Source organism: Flavobacteriaceae bacterium GSB9 (genome assembly GCA_022749295.1).
Lineage (GTDB): Bacteria > Bacteroidota > Bacteroidia > Flavobacteriales > Flavobacteriaceae > Flavisericum.
In genome coordinates, this window is the sequence record CP062007.1 from 137,006 (window position 1) to 155,103 (window position 18,098).

Consider the following 18,098-nt stretch of genomic DNA (forward strand, 5'->3'; position numbering starts at 1 on the left):
TGTTTTTGTGTTGCAGAGTTTTAGTTTCTTGGTGGTAGCCTTTTTGTCGTTTGCGGTGTGCTTGAATTCGCTAAGCAAGAGTAAGTTGGCTATTACATTTTTTGTTGGAATAATGTGTTTTGTCTTCTGGCTGTCTATGGACTATGTGGCCAACTATTACGTTTACGACTGGCTTTTTAAGGTTTTAAGTAGTTTGTTCTTTATTATCCGGCTCTATTTTGTGTTTAATTTTATGCTGATGGAAGAAAAAAACAAAACGTACGTTCAACGTTTAAGCATATCTTATTCAGAAATAAATTTAGCTTAAACTATAATTGAAGTGCCGTCTGCAGCTTTGTTTTTATCCTGATCAAAGTAAAAATCTATTTTTCCGAGGTTGATACCGTAACACCCTACTTGATTAACCAGCATGTTTTTACCGTCAATATTTTTGGTTACAGTTGGTTTGGGCAAAAAGGTATGGGTGTGTCCGCCAATAATAAGGTCAATATCCTTGGTTGATTGGGCTAATTTTAAATCACTGATTTTATTGGGGTTTTTTCCATAATGATACCCTAAATGCGAGAGACATATAATCAAATCGCATTCCTCTTCTTTTTTCAAAATGCGTGTTATGTCTTGGGTGATTTCAACAGGATCTATATATTTTGTTTCCTTGTATAAAGCCGGGTCTACAAGACCATCTAATTCAATGCCTAACCCAAAAACACCTATTTTGATACCAGCTTTTTTAAAAATTGTATAGGGTTTGGTGTGGGTATCCATTATAGTGTTTGAAAAATCGTAATTGGCCGTTAAAAATTGAAATTCGGCATGTGGCAACTGGGCGTATAGTCCATCAATTCCATTATCAAAATCGTGGTTGCCTATGGTAGCGGCATCGTATTTAAGTTTGCTCATCAATTTAAATTCCAGTTCACCGCCATAATAATTAAAGTAAGGTGTGCCTTGAAAAATATCGCCAGCATCCAACAAGAGGGTGTTGGGATTTTCTTTTCTTATACTATCAATTAAACTGGCACGGCGAGCCACGCCTCCCTTATTGGCGTTTTTACCGTCATGGGGCCCAAAGGCATCAATATGGCTATGAACGTCATTGGTATGTAGAATGGTTATTTTTGAAGTGTTTTTACTGGAAGCGAACGATTGAAGGCCCAACCCTCCAAGGGTTAACATGGCTGTTCCAGCTGTTGCTTGCTGAATAAACGTTCTTCGTTTCATTGTTGTTTTAATTAATTTGGGTAAATCTATCGTCTTGAACAGGGCTTATGGTATCTGTTTTTATAAAATTATCTATCAAGGCATTCCTTATTTTATAATCCAGCTTGAAAATACTGTCGTTGGGTTTAAAAAAAGCCATATTGTCACCACCGTTGTATAAATAATCATTAGTAGCTACAAAGTATGTGCTGTCTTCAATAATTTCTTTTCCATTTATTTTAGCTTCAACGACCTCAAAATGGCTGTCAATTGTCAACTTTAACTTTGAGATGGGATGTGCGCTTTTTCCTTTCCTTAAATAATCGATCATATAATTAACCTGTTTTCCTTTTAGGCCAACAACAACAATACTGTTTTCAAAAGGCATAAGATTAAAAGCAGTACGCTTAGAAACTTTTCCTTTTGGCAAAATTGAGCGAATACCACCATAATTCAATAAAACCATGTCGATATTCTTACCTGTTCGTTTTTTAAAAATAGGATTGGCTTCATTGTAAATGGCATCGGCCATAAAGTTGCCAATTGCCGTATTTAATTCACCATCGGTTTTGGAGTAGGTGTCTGCTGAATAAGCTAAAACACTATCCAAATCTTTCTGGATATTGTCTCGGTAGGGCTTAATAAATGCTTCGATTTCCGTATCATAATCCAATGAGTCGGTTATGGCTATTTGCTCGCCTTTTATTTGGGTAAGTTGTGGGTTTGAGTGTTTGCAGCCTGAAACAACCAAAAAATATAACAAAATAAAGAAATGTGTAAACCTCATGTATAAATCAAATAATTTGAATGTACTTTTGCTACCTTTGCGCAAAGGATAAAGATAAATGATTTTAAAGGGTTTTAAGGAAAATTCAAATAAAAAGTACTTAAACAAATTGTTATCTAAAAGGAAAGCCAATGTTGCCAATAATAAGGTGATAAGCTTGGGCGTTGTTTTAAATATTGATGAAGTTGAAGGTTTTGAGCAGTTTAGAAAACTGGCCGATTATTTAAAAGTAAGGCCAAATCGTTTAAAGATAATTGCCTTCTCTGAAAATAAAAAAGAAAATTTAAATTCTTGGGACCAATGTTATAATCCTAAGGATTTTGGTTGGAAAGGTGCCATTAAAAACGTAGAATTGCAAGAATTTTTAAACAAAGAATTTGATGCGCTTATAAGTTTTTACGAAAAAGACGTACTAGAACTAAAATTAATTACAGCGCTTTCAAAAGCAAAATTTAAAATCGGTATTTTACAATCAGACGAACGCCTTAACGATTTAATAATTAAAACGAAATTAAAGGAGTTTGACCTTTTTAAGGAAGAAATTTTTAAGTACCTAAATATATTAAAAAAAATAAAGGAATAATGAGTAGAAAGTTTTTAGGAACGGGAGTTGCATTGGTTACACCTTTTAACGAAGATTTAAGTGTAGACCATAAAGCCTTGGCCAATATTGTAAACCACAATATAGACAATGGCGTTGAATATCTTGTAGTATGCGGTACTACGGGAGAAACTGCAACCCTAACTAAAGAAGAGAAGCAAGCGGTTTTACAAACGGTATTAAAAACAAATAATGGTCGTGTTCCCATAGTTTTAGGTATTGGAGGAAACAATACCTTAGCCGTAGTAGAAGAAATAAAAACGACAGATTTAAGCAATGTTGACGCCATTTTGTCGGTTACGCCGTATTACAGTAAGCCAACGCAAGAAGGTATTTATCAGCATTTCAAGGCCATTTCAGAGGCATCGCCCGTAGATATTATTTTGTATAATGTGCCTGGAAGGACTTCAAAAAATATTGAGCCTGAAACCACAATACGAATGGCTAACGATTTTAAAAATATCGTAGGTGTAAAAGAAGCCGGAAACAGCATTTCTCAATACTACGAATTAATAAAAACCAAGCCCGAAGATTTTTTAATTATTTCAGGTGATGACGATTTAGCACTTGGCGTTGTCTTAGCTGGCGGTGCAGGTGTAATATCGGTTATAGGGCAAGGGTTTCCAAAAGAATTTTCAGAAATGATTCGCTTAGGTTTAAAAGGTGATGCCAGAGCAGCTTTTAAACTGCACTTTAAATTAATTGACGTTATTGGTTATATTTTTGAAGAAAATAACCCAGCTGGAATAAAAGGGGTGTTTGAAGCTCTGAAATTGTGTAGAGACACCGTAAGATTACCACTAGTGCCAGCTTCAGATCAGTTAAAAGCCAAAATAGCAGATTTTGTAAAGCAGTTTTAGTCTGTTAAATATTACTTAATCCTTACGTTTACAAGATTTAAGCCATTATTTTAGCATCAAAATAATATTTTTAAAATCCATAATAATAGCTTAATTTTGCAAGCTGTAATAAAAATAAATGAATAAATTTTTTTACATAGTAATAGTATTAACGCTTTTAACCGGGTGTAGCGAATATCAAAAGGCATTAAAGACCGAAGACATCGCCACCAAGTTTCAAATGGGTGAAGCCTTGTATAATAAAGGTAATTACTCTAAAGCAAATCGTCTTTTTGCACAGATAGTACCGAGTTACAGAGGGAAACCACAGGCTGAAAAGCTGATGTTTTTGTATTCCAATTCATTTTACCAAATGAAGGATTATTATGTGGCAGGTTATCAGTTTGAGCGTTTTGCGTCCAGTTACCCTAATAGTGAAAAATTAGAAGAGGCGTCTTTTTTTAGTGCAAAGAGTTATTACATGCTTTCTCCAGTATATTCAAAAGACCAAACTGAAACTAAGGAAGCTATTGAAAAACTTCAAGAGTTCATAAACCTTTTTCCAGAGTCTAAATATGTGGCAGAAGCCAATAAATTGGTTAAGGAACTAGATTTTAAATTGGAAAAAAAGGCTTTCGAAATAGCCAAACAATACAATTTAATCTCAGATTATCCGGCTTCGGTTAGGTCATTCAATAATTTTATTTTCGATTTTCCGGGTTCAAGGTTAAGGGAAGATGCCCTATATTATAGATTAGATTCGGCATACAAGCTAGCTATGAATTCTATTGAAATCAAAAGCACACTACAAAATGGTATTGTACGCTTAAGAAAAAATAGACTTGAAGATGCTAAGGAATTTTCTGAAGCTTTCAAAGAATCATACCGCAATTCTGAATACATTGAACAAGTTAATGAAATGGATGCAGATATTGCCCAAGAATTAAAAAGTTACAGCGCAAAAAGTTAAATATAACAACAATGGATTTAAAAAAAATCAATGCTCCGGTGAATACGGTAACGTACGACAGAAATCAAATAGATGAGCCAACAGAGAACATCTACGAGTCTATTTCTATCATCGCAAGACGTGCAGAACAAATCAATACAGAAATTAAAAAAGAGCTTATTGATAAGTTGGAAGAGTTTGCTACTTACAATGATAGTTTAGAAGAGGTATTTGAAAACAAGGAGCAAATTGAGGTGTCTAAATTTTACGAAAAATTACCAAAACCTCATGCATTGGCCGTTCAAGAATGGCTTACAGACAAAATTTATTTTAGAAATACAGAGGACGATTCCAAATAATTATTTCTAAATTTAAACACCATTTTACAAACTCCAAAACCGTTTTAATAAAATGGCTTTGGAGTTTGTTGGGTTAATATTGTCAAGCTATTTTTTATGAGTATTTTAAGCGGAAAGAACATACTTTTGGGAATAACGGGAGGCATCGCCGCTTATAAAACAGCTTCGCTGGTTAGGTTGTTTGTAAAATCGGGAGCTCATGTAAAGGTTGTAATGACACCTGCAGCCAAAGATTTTATAACGCCTTTAACCTTATCCACTTTATCAAAACATCCTGTGTATTCGTCGTTTAACAATGATGAAGGCGATAATGCCGTTTGGAACAACCATGTCGATTTAGGCCTGTGGGCCGATTTATTTGTGATTGCCCCAGCTACTGCCAATACGTTGTCGAAAATGGCCAATGGTGTCTGCGACAATTTATTGCTCGCCACGTATTTGTCTGCCAAATGCCCCGTGTATTATGCACCAGCGATGGATTTAGATATGTACAAACATAAAAGTACGTTGCGCTCTTTCGAGGTATTAAATAGTTACAAAAATGTAATGATTCCTGCCGCTAGTGGTGAATTGGCCAGCGGATTGGTGGGTGAGGGCAGAATGGCAGAACCCGAGGATATTGTAGCGTTTATTGAAAATCATGTTTTAGATCAGCTTCCACTAAGAAATAAAACAATTTTGATTACGGCCGGTCCAACTTACGAAGCTATAGATCCGGTGCGGTTTATTGGAAATCATTCCAGTGGAAAAATGGGTTTTGAAATTGCTAAATCAGCAGCCAATTTAGGAGCAAAGGTGATTTTAGTTTCAGGGCCAACACATCAAAAGGTGTCACATAGCTTAATTAATGTTGTTCCAGTAACAAGTGCCCAAGACATGTACGATGCAGTACATAAATATTTTGAAACCGTTGATGTGGCCATCCTATCGGCGGCTGTGGCCGATTTTACACCAAAAGAAGTCGCCCAACAGAAAATAAAAAAGAAAACCGATACGTTAACATTAGAGCTAACGAAAACCAAAGACATTCTGGCTTCTTTAGGCAACATTAAAAAATCTCAATATTTAGTTGGTTTTGCTTTAGAAACCCAAAATGAACTCGAAAACGCAAAAGGAAAATTAAAAAAGAAAAATTTAAACTTAATTGTGTTAAATTCGTTGAACGATAAAGGAGCAGGTTTTAAAAGTGATACCAATAAAGTTACCTTTATTGACAATAAAGACCAAATTACTGAGTTTGAATTGAAATCGAAGGCCGAAGTGGCTACCGATTTAATGAATAAAATTATATCTGAAATTGATGCGTAACATACTGTTTTTATTAGCTTTTTGTTTTTTCGTAAGCGGATTTTCCCAAGAATTGAATTGTAATTTGGTGGTAAACGCCGAACAAACGGGAAACGAAAACTTCCCTATTTTTAAAACACTGGAAAAAGAACTTACCGAGTTTATAAACAATACAAAATGGACCAACCAAACGGTTAAGCCTCAAGAGCGAATTAATTGCAGTATGGTTCTCAATATTAGCAATTACAGCGGTGAAACTTTTCAAGGGACTTTGCAGGTGCAATCGTCGCGCCCCGTTTATGGGTCGTCATTTAGTACGCCCGTATATAATTTGAACGATAAAGATTTTAGCTTTCGGTATTTAGAATATCAGAATTTAATTTACAATCCGTCGCAGTTCGAATCGAACCTAGTTTCGATATTAGCCTATCATGTTTATATGATTTTAGCTTTGGATGCCGATACATTTGAACAACATGGAGGCGACGAATATTACAAACAAGCACAGATTATTACCAACTATTCACAACAGGGCAATTTTAAAGGTTGGAAAGTAGAAGACGGCTTACAAAGCCGCTTTGCACTGATTGATAATGTATTGTCGCCAACATTTAAAGAATATCGCGATGTGCTATATGATTATCACCGCAATGGCTTGGATGTTATGAGCGATAACATAAAGGAAGGAAAAGACGAAATAGCATCGGCTTTAGAAAGTTTTCAGGCAATGAACAGCCGGCGTCCTAATTCATTTTTACTCCGTACCTTTTTTGATGCAAAGGCTGACGAAATTGAACAAATTTTTACTGATGGCCCTAGCGTAGATATTGCCAGTGTGAAGGAGACGTTGCAAAAAGTAGCGCCCATGCACAGTAGCAAATGGCAGAATATTAAATATTGATTTTAGCTGGAAGTTTTAAGAAGTAAGCCTGAAGTTAATTACTGCAAACAAAAATATGCTAACATCACTTTCAATAAAAAATTACGCCTTAATCGATAATTTGCAAATCGAATTTAACGATGGCTTTTCGATCATTACAGGTGAAACCGGAGCGGGAAAGTCCATTTTATTGGGCGGCCTGTCTTTGATTTTAGGAAAGCGTGCCGATTTAAGCAGCTTAAAAGATGCTTCGGAAAAATGTATAATCGAGGCGGTTTTCAATATTTCAAACTACAATCTGAAAACGCTTTTTAAGGAGCAGGATTTCGATTTTGAGGAACAGACCATCATCCGTCGTGAAATTTTACCCTCCGGAAAATCGAGAGCCTTTGTAAACGATTCGCCCGTAAATTTAAGCGGATTGCAATTGCTAGGCGAACGGTTGATTGATATCCATTCGCAGCACCAAACCCTGGAGCTTACCAGTAACGAATTTCAATTTCAGGTGATTGATGCTTTAGCAAAAAATGAAAGCAAATTACAGCAATACAAAACGGAGTATAAAAGCTATAAAAAGCTAAAAAAAGAACTTGACGAACTTATATCGTCAAAGGCGGAAGCCATAAAGGAACACGATTACAATGTGTTTTTATTAAATGAGTTGGTAGAAGCCAATTTGATTGAAGACGAATTGGAACAACTAGAGGAAGAATACGAAACCCTCAACAATATTGAAGGCATTAAGGAAAGGCTTGGCGAGGCATACCAATTATTGAGCGAGGATGAAATTGGTCTGCTTTCATCGTTAACCACTTTAAAAAACACCTTTCAAAAACTATCTGGGTATTCATCAAAATATGAAGAATTGTTCAATCGTGCCAACAGCAGCTTAATTGAAATGGACGATCTTTTTGGCGAAGTGAACAATTTACAGGAAGCCATGGATGCCGATCCACAGCGCTTAGAGGTTGTTGATGCCAAATTAAAACTTTTGCACAATTTGATGCAGAAACATACTGCGGCAAATGTTTCAGAATTGATAGCCATTAAAAATGAGTTGGAAGACAAAGTATCGGTTACAGAAAATTTAGATGGCAATATTGAAAAAAAGGAAGCCGAAATTGCAACAAAGGCCAACCAATTGGATGCCATTGCTGAAGACATTCATAAAAAACGTACGGAAGTTATTCCGAAGTTAATAAAACAATTGGAGAGCATTTTGGCCAGCTTGGGTATGCCCAACGCCCAGTTTAAAATAGAGGCTGGTTTGGGTACCACATTTTTATCTAATGGAAAGGACGAGTTGTCATTTCTGTTTTCAGCTAATAAAGGCGGTAGTTTTAATGAGCTAAAAAAAGCGGCTTCAGGTGGAGAGCTTTCCAGGATTATGCTGGCTATAAAATCGGTTTTGGCAAAATACATTCAACTACCAACCATTATGTTCGATGAAATTGATACAGGCGTTTCTGGTGAAATTTCAAATAAAATGGGAGATATCATGCTCGAAATGAGTAAAACCATGCAAGTGTTCTCTATCACGCATTTGCCTCAAATTGCTGCAAAAGGGCATTCGCATTATAAAGTGTTTAAAGAAGATGTTAACGAGGTTACCCAAACCAATTTAATAAAGCTTAACCATGATGAGCGTATCGTTGAAATAGCGCAAATGCTAGGCGGAAAAGATATATCGTCTTCGGCTATTGCACATGCTAAGGAACTGCTTAATTAAAACTTTGCTATATTTAAAACATAAATAAATACTATCTTTACCCACTCAATATTCATAAAACTAATCAACATATAAAACACTACGCATGTATAATTTATTAAAAGGAAAAAGAGGAATCATTTTTGGGGCTTTAGATTCTAATTCTATCGCTTGGAAAACCGCAGAGCGCGTGCATGAAGAAGGCGGAACGTTTGTTTTGACTAATGCACCTGTTGCCATGCGCATGGGACAAATTAATGAATTGGCCGAAAAAACAGGTTCCGAGATTATTCCTGCTGATGCCACTTCTTTGGAGGATTTGGAGAATTTAATCGAAAAATCTATGGAAATTTTGGGTGGCAAAATCGATTTTGTTTTACACTCTATCGGGATGTCCATTAACGTTAGAAAAGGAAAACACTATACCGACCAAAATTATGATTGGACACAAAAGGGTACCGATGTTTCTGCAATGTCTTTCCACAAGGTTATGCAAACGTTGTATAAAAAAGATGCGATGAACGAGTGGGGGAGCATTGTAGCCTTAACTTATATGGCAGCGCAACGCGTGTTCCCAGATTATAACGATATGGCCGATAATAAAGCGTATTTGGAAAGTATTGCGCGTAGTTTTGGGTATTTCTTCGGAAGGGATAAAAACGTACGTGTTAATACCATTTCGCAATCACCAACACCAACAACAGCTGGTAGTGGTGTAAAAGGCTTTGACGGTTTTATTGCTTACGCCGATAAAATGTCGCCACTAGGCAATGCAACAGCTATGGATTGCGCCAACTATACCGTAACCCTGTTTAGCGATTTAACCAAACGCGTTACCTTACAAAATCTTTATAACGATGGTGGTTTTAGTAACATGGGGGTTAGTGATGCCGTAATGAGTACTTTTATGGGTGAGGATGAGTAAAAACACTTTCAACTATATAGTTAAAGCCACCTTTTTAAGGTGGCTTTTTTTGTTACATTTGTACAATGAATTTAGATTTTTCATTCATAATACCCGTGTACAATCGTCCTGATGAAATTCAGGAATTGTTGCAAAGTTTTAGTGTTTTGGAAGGCGATACCGATTTTGAAATCGTAATTGTTGAAGATGGCTCCGAACAATCATCAAAAACTGTGGTTGAAGCCTTTTCCGAAACATTGAATATTTCCTATTTCTATAAAGAAAATTCAGGTCCAGGCGATTCCAGAAACTATGGTATGAAACGCGCCAAAGGTAATTATTTTATCATTTTGGATTCCGATTGCATTTTGCCGCCACAATATTTAAACGCGGTTAAAAAAAGCCTCGAAGCCGATTATGTAGATTGTTTTGGCGGGCCAGATGCAGCGCACGAGTCTTTCACCAATTTGCAGAAAGCCATCAATTTTTCAATGACTTCGTTTATTACTACAGGAGGTATTCGCGGAAGTAAAAACAGCGTGGATAAATTCCAACCCCGAAGTTTTAACATGGGGTTATCAAAAAAAGCGTTTGAGGCTTCAAACGGCTTTGGCCGCATACATCCCGGTGAAGACCCCGATTTAACCATTAGGCTTTGGGATTTGGGCTTTAAAACCAAACTGATTCCCGAAGCATATGTGTTTCATAAGCGCCGCATTTCATGGAGTACATTTTATAAACAAGTACACAAATTCGGACTGGTACGTCCTATTTTAAACGCTTGGCATCCATCAACCTCAAAAATCACGTATTGGTTTCCAGCTTTTTTTATTTTAGGCTTGGTATTGTCTTTGGTGCTTTTGTGGTTTCAAATAAATGGGCTATTTAAAATTTATGTCGTGTATTTTGCTTTGGCGTTTATTTTAGCCTTATTGAGTACCAGTAGTTTGGTAGTAGCCTTATTGTCGATAGCTGTTATTTTGGTGCAATTTTTGGGGTATGGTTATGGGTTTTTAAAATCGACTTGGGCGGTTGCAGTTTTAAATAAAAACCCTGAAAGGCATTTTCCTAAATTATTTTTTAAAAGAACATGATAAAAAAAATAAAAAAGGGTATACTATCTTCCATTAAAAGCAAGCGTATCAACGTTTTTGTGCTCTTTTTGTTATTGGCTTTTATTATTCTAATTTTTACAAAGCTTTCAAAAGAATATACACATACGGTGTCCTTTCGAATTGAAAAGACAAATGTACCGGATAAATACGTGATTTTAAACGATTCGGTGAATCTCAATATTACCTTAAAGACCCATGGTTTTAAATGGATGAAATATGCTTTTTATCGCCCAAAGATTAAGATAGATTTCACTGAGGATGTGTATAAGAAAGACGCTGTTTTTGAATGGACCAAAAGCAAGGCTTTTTTAGAAAACACACAGTTTGATAAAGAGGTAGATTTGCTGAATTTGTCGCCCGATACACTAAGGTTTCGGTATGGCGTTAATTTGATAAAAAAGGTTCCTGTTAAGGTCAATACCGATATTAAGTTCAGTTTGGGGTACGATTTAGCAGGCAAAGTGGCTTCAGAACCAGATTCCATTACGGTAATAGGCCCTAATATTATAGTTTCAAAAATTAATTTTTTAGAAACTGAACCCTTAACTATGGTAGATGTTCGTACCGATGTAAACAAGACCGTTACGTTGAAATTGCCTGACGAAAAAGCCAATTTAAAATTCTCTGAAACCAAAGTTGACTTAAAAGCTAAAGTGGATAAGTTTACCGAGGGCACTTTAAAAATTCCTATTACCATGATAAATGTGCCTCAAGAAATAACCTTAAAATACTTCCCGAAAACTGTTGGCGTGTCGTATTATGTAAGCTTAAGTGATTTTGCAAACGTTACGGCAAAAGATTTTAAAGTGGTTTGCGATTATACCAAAGCAGCACAAAACCAGTCGTTTTTAATACCAGAATTGGTTAAATGGCCAGAAACAGTCAAGAATGCCAAAGTGAATCAGAAACACATAGAATTTATAATAACAAAATAATGATAGTAGGGCTTACAGGAGGTATTGGTAGCGGAAAAACAACCGTAGCAAAACAATTTGAACAATTGGGTGTTCCGGTTTACATAGCCGATGAAGAGGCCAAAAAACTAATGAACTGTTCACCGGTTATTAAACGCGAACTTACGCACCTTTTTGGCAAAGACGCTTATAGAAATGGCGAGCTCAACAGGCCTTTTATTGCCAATATTATTTTCAACGATAAGTCTTTTTTAGAAAAAATGAACGCCATTGTACACCCACGTGTGGCCAAACATTTTAATAAGTGGATCTTTAAACAAGATGCCCCTTATGTGATAAAAGAAGTAGCTATTTTATTTGAAAATGGTGGCGATAAAGCATGCGATCTCGTTATTACGGTAGTAGCACCAAAAGCGGTAAGAATAAAGCGTTTATTGGATCGGGATGATACTTCAAAAGAAAAAATTGAGGCCATTATGAAGAATCAATGGACCGATGAAGAAAAAACCAAACGCTCTAATTTTGTTATCAATAATGTAAATTTAGACGATACTAAAGCTCAGGTATTGCGCATTCACCAAGAAATTCTTAAAAATTCTTAAATTTTAACATTTTTGTTAACATTAGGTTAAAACCTCAGTTTTCTAAATGTTAAAATGTTAAATTTGAATGATGAGCAAAAAATTATTTGTCCTGCTGATAATATTAATGAGTTTATCGCTCATCGGTATTATTGCTATTCAGGCTTATTACATAAACGACTCGGTACAGAACGAAAAAGAGCGTTTTAAATCTAATGTGGTTGCGGTACTTAATAACGTATCTAACACCATTGAGGAAAATGAGTTCGAGAAGTACTTTTCTGAATATTTAAGACTGGATAAAGAAAAAAAGACTGATGAAGATGCTATTTCGCAGTTGCTTATTTATCAAAAAAATAATAGCACTAAAGAAACACTAATTTACAAAAGTAATATACTAGAAGAAAGCTATAAACTTTCTTCTTCGCTCTTTGACATTGGTTTAGATAGCCTTGATATAAAAAATATTATTGGGAGTTCCACTACCGAGATTTATAAAGATTTAGGTTCTTCTGATAGAGACTTGAAAAGTCCCATAACAAGTATAGCAAGAAAGGGAGCCTTTGAAGAGGCTCAAAAGTTGAGTTTTGAAAAGGATTTTAAAGCCCTTTTTAAAACCAGACCAATTTATAAAAGGGTTTCTAAGGAAGAGATAGAAAACTTGCTTTCCGAAAGGCTAAAAAAATATGGTATCAACATAGATTTCGAATTTGCTATATACGGTAACGATTTGGCTACCAAAGTAAAAAGCGAAAATTTTGAGAACTTGGCTAATTCTACCTTTGGCGTACCTATTTTTTATGATGAAAACAACCGAAGCCTTTACAGGCTATTGGTTAACTTTCCTGATGACCGGAAATTTATATTTTCATCAATCATCGGGATGATTTTATTATCGGTGGTCTTTACTTCAATTATTATTTTAGCCTATGGCAGTGCTTTGATGCAGTTGGTAAAACAGCGAAAAATTTCAGAAATTAAAACCGATTTCATCAACAACATGACGCACGAGTTTAAAACGCCCATAGCAACGATAAACTTAGCGTTAGATGCAATTAGGAATCCAAAGGTTATTGAAGATAAAGATAAAGTGATGCGCTACCTCTCCATGATAAAGGAAGAAAACAAACGCATGCATGCCCAGGTTGAAAACGTGTTGAGAATATCTAAACTAGAAAAAAACGAACTAAACATAAGTAAAGATAGAGTAGATTTACATGAGCTCATCGAAGATGCCATTACCCATGTAGAACTTATTGTTGAAGACCGTCAAGGCTATATAAAAACCTTCTTGGATGCCGAGCAGTCTTCGGTTTTGGCCAACGAAACACACTTTACCAATGTTATAGTTAATATGCTGGATAATGCCATTAAGTATTCTCCAGATGCACCAAAAATTGAGGTCTATACCGAAAATGTTGGCAACAACATTATTCTAAAGGTTAAAGACCACGGTAGCGGTATGAGTAAGGCTGCTGCCAAACGTGTGTTCGAAAAATTTTACAGAGAGCACACCGGAAATATCCACAATGTTAAAGGCCACGGTTTAGGCTTGGCTTATGTTAAGCGTATTGTGGAAGACCACCAAGGTCACGTATCAGTAGAAAGTGAAAAAGACAAAGGAAGCACATTTATAATCAAGCTTCCGCTAATATCGTAAACTATGGAAGATCCAAAAAAAAGAATATTATTGGTTGAGGACGATCCCAACTTCGGTACCGTACTTAAAGATTATTTAATGATGAACGATTACGAAGTTACCCATGCCAAAAATGGTATGGAAGGCTTTGAAAAGTTCAAGAAAGATGATTTCGATTTATGCATCCTCGATGTGATGATGCCGTACAAAGATGGCTTTACCTTAGCTAAGGAAATTCGAGAAAAAAATAACGACGTTCCTATTATATTTTTAACCGCTAAAACGATGAAAGAAGATGTTTTGAAAGGGTATAAAGTAGGGGCAGATGATTATTTAAATAAACCTTTTGATAGTGAAGTTCTATTAATGAAAATTAAGGCCATTATTCAAAGAAAAGCAACCGAAACCATTTCGGACAGCAAACAGTTTGAATTTAAAATTGGAAAATTCGATTTAAATTCCAAACTTCGTTTCTTACGCTTTGATGGGGGAGAACCTGTAAAACTATCGCCAAAGGAAAATGAACTGTTGCGTTTGTTGGCATTGCACGAAAACGACTTGATGCCCCGCGAATTGGCATTAACCAAAATTTGGCGCGACGACAACTATTTTACCTCGCGTAGTATGGACGTATATATCGCCAAATTGCGTAAATACCTAAAGCCAGACCCAAAGGTTGAAATTCTAAACATTCACGGTGAAGGCTTTAGATTGGTGGTTAATGAGTAAAATTATATTGTTTTAAATATTAAAAATCCAGCTTTTGGCTGGATTTTTTTTGTTTTATAATTAATTTTTGGCGTTTCGTTTAACGTCAAGCTAAAATGAGTATGCCTGCCAGCCGACAAGGCAGGCGCCCCGTTTACTCTAGAAGTGCTGAAATTTCTGTTTCGCTTTATCATACCAGAGAGCTCAGTTCGCATATTCATTTTAGCACTTGTTATAGTTATAGTCATTTATTCTTTACCTTTAATCAACCCTCGAAAGAATTGCTCTGCATAGTCCAAATCTTCAATAAGTGTTTCTTTGCTGCTCAGTAAAACATCCTCTGTAACCCCGTGCCAAGGATTCATGATCTTTTCAGCCAGAAACTCAAGATTCTGAGGTTCCAGCATTCTTTTTAGGTCAAGAATACGTTGTAACCAACTACTTGCAGTTGCTGAGGTTTCGGGATTTTGTTGGCCCATAATATCCAGGTAAATTGGGGCTGAATGAAAGTTAGTGGTAGCTTTTAGAATATCCAGATGAGCGGGAAAAGGATATAAATTTTCTTGAATCTTATCACCATATCCACGCAGGGCCAACCAACCTGAGGTTTTAACAGTATGCAAGAACTCGAAACTCAATGAGTCAGAAGTACTTACCCGTGAAATTTTTTTTATTACTCGACCATTTTCAATAATTTCAATAAAGTTCAGATTGTCAGCTGTAGTATCAAATTTCACCCATCCTGAGACGGATATGCTATCGCCAACTTTCAACTCAAGATCACTACCCATTTCTTGTCCATTCACTTGAAAATCCAAGACAGGTCCGGTGGTGACAAAAGTCCTACCCTTTTCAATGCCTTTTAGCCAGTTTTCGAATGTGAAGTCTCCATCCACTTTTGTATAAAAACGTTCATGACCGGGGATTGACTGATCAGCACAAGGATAATCTGTACCCGCAGTTGGGGTCACCTTAAACCCGAGGTTGAGGACGTCATACCAACTACGGTAATCGCTTCGATTGAATTGCAGTACCTCGATAAAGTGCATCAGGTCATGCGGAAGTACGATGGCCATACCAACCTGGGGAGAGGGACCGGCCGCTTCATCACTCCATGCGTGAGCAAATCCATTGAGACCTCCATACTCTAAGGATTCTTCCCAAATCAACCGATAGACCATGTACTTCTCTAAATTGAATAGAGCCTTTTCTGCACCTAATGAAATCGTATGACCTAAAATGTGAGTTCTAGGGTTTTCCTGACCACCTGCCAAAAGGTATCCATTTTCTTCATAAATGCTTTCCGATCCAAAGGCATATTGTTCAGCCATTTTAAAATTCTTGACTTTTCCTGACTGCAATAGATTTCCTATATGTATATCCTCTGCCTGCATTATTTTGGAAATGTGAGGGTTCATTTCAGCAATAGGGCGCGGTATATGCAAATGGTCATCAGCACTGTACCAGTTTCGATTACGCATATTTGTCCATCGCGATAACTGGATAGTATGGGTAGTGTTTGAATCTGGAATAAGTTTCACCGTATCTATCGATGCAATGAACTCTGAACCTTTGAAGGCCATGATATAAACAGTCTCCGGTAATTGGGTAATGGAGGAAGATCCATCAGAATAGAACTGAAATGAGTTGAAATAAGGATTAGCAATTTCTTTGTTGAACAACTTTAATATAGATTCAATATCAGTTAACTGGGCTCCTTTATCGCTCATGTCGCAATCACCACCCGCAATCAACGCATCTTCTGCAATGTAGAAATTATTTTCATTGTCTTTAATCTGAACCCTGGCGGCTGTTTCTGTCCCCGTATCATCCAGAATCCTTAGACTCAGTCTTCCATTTTGCGCTTGAAGGGATATGCAACATAATTGGAATACTACACACGAGACTAGTTTTGATAATTGGATGGTATTCATATTAAATGGTGCAAGGGAAATATTGACTATAACTTTAAGAATATGAGTCGTTTTAATGACTTATATCCGTCGTTAAACGAAGGTAGTTGAAATCTTTTACAAAGTCAAGTCATTAAACTCAAAGTAAATCGTTATTTTCGTTAACAACACAGTTTTTTAAAATTCTTTATTTATGAAACAATTCACTTGCTTCAACAACAGTCGTTTAATTGGCTTTAGCTTAGTTGTCTTTTTATTTTTCAATATGTTGTTACATGCCCAAGACAAGGTGAAAATCGCTTGTATAGGTAATAGCATTACTCAGGGGTCTCATTTGGCTAATCCAGCTGAAGATTGTTACCCGTCGCAATTAAGAAACCTTCTTGTTAAAACTTATGGCGACACTTGTGTAGTAAATAACTACGGCTTGTCTGGACGGAATATGTTAAAGAATGCACCAAAACCTATTTGGAAAGAACCAAAATTTAGTGAAGCCTTAAAATGGGCACCCGATATATGTTTTATTTTGTTGGGAACCAACGATAGCCCGCCTGATTTATGGTCGAAAATAGGACATGAATTTTTAGGTGATTACCTATCTATGATTGATACCTTAAAATCAAAAAACCCAAATATGAAATTTATTATTGGCTCGCCACCACCAATCTGGAAAGGGCACCGATATGGTGGCGATACTTGGGGAAAGAAACATAATGATAGCATTATGGTAAACAGTATCATTCCAAAAATTGAAACGGTTTCTAAAAAAAGGGATGCTATTTTAATAGATTTTCATACGCCATTTATTGATCATATTGAGCTTTTTCCAGACTACCTGCACCCCAATCCGGAAGGGGCCAATAAAATGGCTAAACTAATATTTGAGGTTCTCGAAAAGAAAAACATGGTTCAAGAAGTTCAGAAATTGGAAGCGGCTCAGGATTAGTGAATAAAAATTTTTGCAATTATTTGTCATTCTTAATGAGATGCAAAACAAGTTCAGCATGACAAAAAGGAAATTTTATTACAGTAAATTCTATTTCTAAAAGGTTTTCAATTAAATCCTTTCAATCAGCCAGTTTTTAAACTCGTAAAAGTTTTGCGGTGCTACGCCATGACCAACAGGAAATTCGGAATACTGGTGTTTTATATTCAGATGACTTAAAAACGGGACGGTCTGCCTGGCCCAATCCACTGGAATCACTTGGTCGACACTACCGTGCGAACAATAAAAATCCAGGTTTGAGTAATCTGCGGTTTCTAAATCCTTAGGCAAAATATCTTGGTTTATGTAGCCGCTTAAAGCTACTATGTTTTTTACTTTTTTAGGATAAGTTAGTGCCACGGCATAACCAAGGATACTGCCTTGGCTAAAACCTAAAAGGTTGACTTTATTTTTGTCCACTGGATAAGTGGCAACGGCTTCATCAATAAATTGAGCAATTAAATCACGCGATTGCTTGGCCTGTTCATTATCGTTCCATTTTCCCTTTTCAGCGTCAAAATTAATGGCGTACCATGCATTGCCAAAAGGTTGCATAGCGTAAGGTGCTTTTACCGAAATGATAAAAAGTTCTTCAGGCAATTCTGAAGCAAACGAAAACAAGTCATTTTCATCACTTCCGTAACCGTGCATCATTATTAGCAACGGTGCATTTTCGGTTAATGAAGATGTTCTGGTAATATGCTCTAAAGACAATGCGGTATTTTCCAT

At 36.2% G+C, this 18,098-nt stretch carries 18 protein-coding genes; 14 read left to right on the forward strand and 4 right to left on the reverse strand.

Annotated elements, in window-relative coordinates:
• Window positions 1–303 precede the first annotated feature (303 nt).
• Together GSB9_00132 and GSB9_00133 are read right to left on the reverse strand one after the other, a co-directional pair.
• Window positions 304–1,221: a metallophosphatase gene (locus GSB9_00132; GenBank protein ID UKM63589.1), complete on the reverse strand. Its 918-nt coding sequence runs from the start codon at window positions 1,219–1,221 to the stop codon at window positions 304–306.
• Window positions 1,222–1,228: 7 nt separating this feature from the next.
• Window positions 1,229–1,987: a 5'-nucleotidase C-terminal domain-containing protein gene (locus GSB9_00133; protein ID UKM63590.1), complete on the reverse strand. Its 759-nt coding sequence runs from the start codon at window positions 1,985–1,987 to the stop codon at window positions 1,229–1,231.
• A gap of 109 nt (window positions 1,988–2,096) precedes the next feature.
• Here GSB9_00133 and GSB9_00134 point away from each other — a divergent pair, with 109 nt between their 5' ends.
• The 13 genes from GSB9_00134 to GSB9_00146 all read left to right on the forward strand — a co-directional run bounded on the left by GSB9_00134 (window position 2,097) and on the right by GSB9_00146 (window position 14,492).
• Window positions 2,097–2,570 (forward strand): hypothetical protein, encoded by a 474-nt coding sequence (locus GSB9_00134; protein ID UKM63591.2) that lies wholly within the window; start codon window positions 2,097–2,099, stop codon window positions 2,568–2,570.
• Window positions 2,570–3,448: a 4-hydroxy-tetrahydrodipicolinate synthase gene (gene dapA / locus GSB9_00135; protein UKM63592.1), complete on the forward strand. Its 879-nt coding sequence runs from the start codon at window positions 2,570–2,572 to the stop codon at window positions 3,446–3,448. Before GSB9_00134 ends, dapA begins: the two co-directional genes overlap by 1 nt.
• A gap of 118 nt (window positions 3,449–3,566) precedes the next feature.
• Window positions 3,567–4,397 (forward strand): outer membrane protein assembly factor BamD, encoded by an 831-nt coding sequence (gene bamD, locus GSB9_00136; GenBank protein ID UKM63593.1) that lies wholly within the window; start codon window positions 3,567–3,569, stop codon window positions 4,395–4,397.
• Between the two features lie 11 nt (window positions 4,398–4,408).
• Window positions 4,409–4,735, forward strand: a complete 327-nt coding sequence (locus GSB9_00137) for a DNA-directed RNA polymerase subunit omega (GenBank protein UKM63594.1) — start codon at window positions 4,409–4,411, stop codon at window positions 4,733–4,735.
• A gap of 96 nt (window positions 4,736–4,831) precedes the next feature.
• Window positions 4,832–6,043: a bifunctional phosphopantothenoylcysteine decarboxylase/phosphopantothenate--cysteine ligase CoaBC gene (gene coaBC / locus GSB9_00138; protein UKM63595.1), complete on the forward strand. Its 1,212-nt coding sequence runs from the start codon at window positions 4,832–4,834 to the stop codon at window positions 6,041–6,043.
• On the forward strand, window positions 6,036–6,923 hold the full coding sequence (locus GSB9_00139; protein ID UKM63596.1) for a DUF4835 family protein: 888 nt from the start codon (window positions 6,036–6,038) through the stop codon (window positions 6,921–6,923). The genes coaBC and GSB9_00139 overlap by 8 nt, the downstream gene beginning before the upstream one ends.
• A gap of 55 nt (window positions 6,924–6,978) precedes the next feature.
• Window positions 6,979–8,631 (forward strand): DNA repair protein RecN, encoded by a 1,653-nt coding sequence (recN, locus tag GSB9_00140; GenBank protein ID UKM63597.1) that lies wholly within the window; start codon window positions 6,979–6,981, stop codon window positions 8,629–8,631.
• 85 nt (window positions 8,632–8,716) lie between these two features.
• Window positions 8,717–9,535, forward strand: coding sequence for an SDR family oxidoreductase (locus GSB9_00141; GenBank protein ID UKM63598.1), 819 nt, complete (start codon window positions 8,717–8,719; stop codon window positions 9,533–9,535).
• 65 nt (window positions 9,536–9,600) lie between these two features.
• A complete protein-coding gene (locus GSB9_00142) occupies window positions 9,601–10,608 on the forward strand; it encodes a glycosyltransferase (protein ID UKM63599.1) in 1,008 nt (335 codons plus the stop codon).
• Window positions 10,605–11,564 carry a YbbR-like domain-containing protein gene (locus GSB9_00143; GenBank protein UKM63600.1) on the forward strand — a complete coding sequence of 320 codons (960 nt, stop codon included), beginning with the start codon at window positions 10,605–10,607 and terminating at the stop codon, window positions 11,562–11,564. The genes GSB9_00142 and GSB9_00143 overlap by 4 nt, the downstream gene beginning before the upstream one ends.
• The gene (gene coaE / locus GSB9_00144; protein UKM63601.2) at window positions 11,561–12,145 is read left to right on the forward strand and encodes a dephospho-CoA kinase; all 585 of its coding nucleotides are present in this window, start codon (window positions 11,561–11,563) and stop codon (window positions 12,143–12,145) included. Before GSB9_00143 ends, coaE begins: the two co-directional genes overlap by 4 nt.
• Before the next feature lie 106 nt (window positions 12,146–12,251).
• Window positions 12,252–13,784 carry a HAMP domain-containing histidine kinase gene (locus tag GSB9_00145; protein ID UKM63602.2) on the forward strand — a complete coding sequence of 511 codons (1,533 nt, stop codon included), beginning with the start codon at window positions 12,252–12,254 and terminating at the stop codon, window positions 13,782–13,784.
• A gap of 3 nt (window positions 13,785–13,787) precedes the next feature.
• The gene (locus tag GSB9_00146; GenBank protein UKM63603.1) at window positions 13,788–14,492 is read left to right on the forward strand and encodes a response regulator transcription factor; all 705 of its coding nucleotides are present in this window, start codon (window positions 13,788–13,790) and stop codon (window positions 14,490–14,492) included.
• A gap of 227 nt (window positions 14,493–14,719) precedes the next feature.
• Here the strand turns inward: GSB9_00146 and GSB9_00148 are convergent, their stop codons facing one another.
• On the reverse strand, window positions 14,720–16,405 hold the full coding sequence (locus GSB9_00148) for a CehA/McbA family metallohydrolase (protein ID UKM63605.1): 1,686 nt from the start codon (window positions 16,403–16,405) through the stop codon (window positions 14,720–14,722).
• A gap of 172 nt (window positions 16,406–16,577) precedes the next feature.
• Between GSB9_00148 and GSB9_00149 the strand changes: the two genes are divergently transcribed.
• Entirely contained in the window at window positions 16,578–17,330 is a 753-nt protein-coding gene (locus tag GSB9_00149; protein ID UKM63606.1) for a GDSL-type esterase/lipase family protein, read from the forward strand.
• A 111-nt stretch (window positions 17,331–17,441) separates the two neighbouring features.
• On the opposite strand, the gene GSB9_00150 is transcribed toward GSB9_00149, so the two are convergent.
• Window positions 17,442–18,098, reverse strand: a complete 657-nt coding sequence (locus tag GSB9_00150; protein UKM63607.1) for an alpha/beta fold hydrolase — start codon at window positions 18,096–18,098, stop codon at window positions 17,442–17,444.